Here is a 1,925-nt window from a genome sequence, read left to right on the forward strand (position 1 = left end):
CGCGCTCAGGGACTTCGTCGCCGCGCGGCTGCCCGAGTACATGGTGCCGGCCGCGTTCGTGGTGCTGGACGCGCTGCCGCTGACGCCCAACGGCAAGCTCGACCGCAGGGCGCTGCCCGAGCCCCTGGTCGGCGGCGACGCGGAGGGACGCGCACCGCGCACCCCCGAAGAGGAGGTCCTCTGCGGCCTGTTCGCCGAAGTACTGCGCGTCGACCGCGTCACGATCGACGACAGCTTCTTCGGCCTGGGCGGCCACTCCCTCCTCGTCACCCGGCTCATCAGCCGCATCCGCAGCACCCTCGGCGCCGAGGTCGGCGTCCGCACCCTCTTCGCCACCCCCACCCCGGCCGGGCTGGCCGCGGGACTGCGCACCGACGCCGCACGCGCCCGACCCGCCCTCACGCCCGCCGAACGGCGCCCCGAGCGCATCCCGCTGTCGTACGCCCAGCAGCGCCTGTGGTTCCTGCGCGAGTGGGACGAGAGCGGCGTCACCTACAACGTACCGCTCGCCGTGCGGCTGCGCGGCGCCCTGGACGAGGACGCCCTGCGGGCCGCCCTCACCGACGTCGTCGTACGCCACGAGGCGCTGCGCACGATCCTGCCCAACCCCGACGGCGAACCCCACCAGTACATCGTCCCGGCACCGCACGTGCCGTTCGAGATCACGCCGTGCGCCGAGCGGGACGTGCCCGCCGCGGCACAGCGGGCTGCGGGGCACGTCTTCGACCTGTCCGTCGAACTCCCCGTCCGCGCGACCCTGTTGCAGGTCGCCGAGGACGACCATGTGCTGGTCCTCACCCTGCACCACATCGCAGGCGACGGCTGGTCCATGACCCCGCTCACCCGTGATCTCGGCCGGGCCTACGAGGCGCGCGCCGCCGGACACGCCCCCGACTGGGCGCCCTTGCCCGTGCAGTACGCCGACTACGCCCTCTGGCAGCGGGAGTTGCTGGGCGACGAACGCGATCCCGACAGCCTCGCCCTGCGCCAGCTCGCCCACTGGACCGAGGCCCTGGCCGGCCTGCCGGAGGAGTTGGAGCTGCCGGTGGACCGGTCGCGTCCGGCGGTGGCGTCGCACCGGGGTGCGGTGGTGCGGGTGCGTTCGGGTGCGGAACTGCACGCGGGTCTGGTGCGGTTGGCGCGGGAGAGCGGGGCGACGCTGTTCATGGTGCTCCAGGCGGCGGTGGCGGCGCTGCTGAGCCGGCTCGGCGCCGGGACCGACGTGCCGTTGGGGACGGCGGTGGCGGGTCGTACGGATGACGGTCTGGACGATCTGGTGGGTTTCTTCGTCAACACGCTGGTGCTGCGCACGGATGTGTCGGGTGATCCGACGTTCCGGGAGCTGCTGGGGCGGGTGCGGGCGGCGGATCTGGAGGCGTACGCGCATCAGGACCTGCCGTTCGAGCGGGTCGTGGAGGCGGTCAACCCGGCCCGGTCCACCGCCCGGCACCCCCTCTTCCAGACCATGCTCGTCCTCCAGAACAACGCCGCCGCCACGCCCGCCCTCCCCGGCGTCCACAGCGAACGGCTGCTCCTGGAGCACCGGGTGGCCAAGTTCGATCTCACGTTCTTCGTCGAGGAGACGTCGGGTGAGGACGGCCGGCCCGGCGGGCTGAGCTGGGACGTCGAGTACGCCACCGACCTCTACGACGAGCACACCGTGGCCACCCTCACCGGTCGGCTGCTCGGCCTCCTGGAGACCGTCGTCGCCGACCCCGATCAGCCGGTGGGCTCCATCGGCCTGCTGGGGGAGCGCGAGGAGCGGCGCCTGCTGCGGGAGTGGAGTGGTGTGGGTGCGGGGGTGGTGGACGGTCGTTCGGTGCCGGAGGTGTTCGAGGCTCGGGTGCGGGTGGTGCCGGGTGCGGTGGCGTTGGTTCAGGGTGGGGTGGAGTGGACGTATGGCGAGGTGAATGCGGGGGCGAACC

1 protein-coding gene is annotated in these 1,925 nt (G+C 73.1%); it reads left to right on the top strand.

What is annotated here, in order from left to right; all coding sequences use genetic code 11:
* The coding region (locus SZN_RS36865) for a condensation domain-containing protein (protein ID WP_007506273.1) at positions 1–1,925 on the top strand (1,925 nt) is incomplete at both ends.

The sequence above is a fragment of the Streptomyces zinciresistens K42 genome, assembly GCF_000225525.1.
GTDB lineage: Bacteria > Actinomycetota > Actinomycetes > Streptomycetales > Streptomycetaceae > Streptomyces > Streptomyces zinciresistens.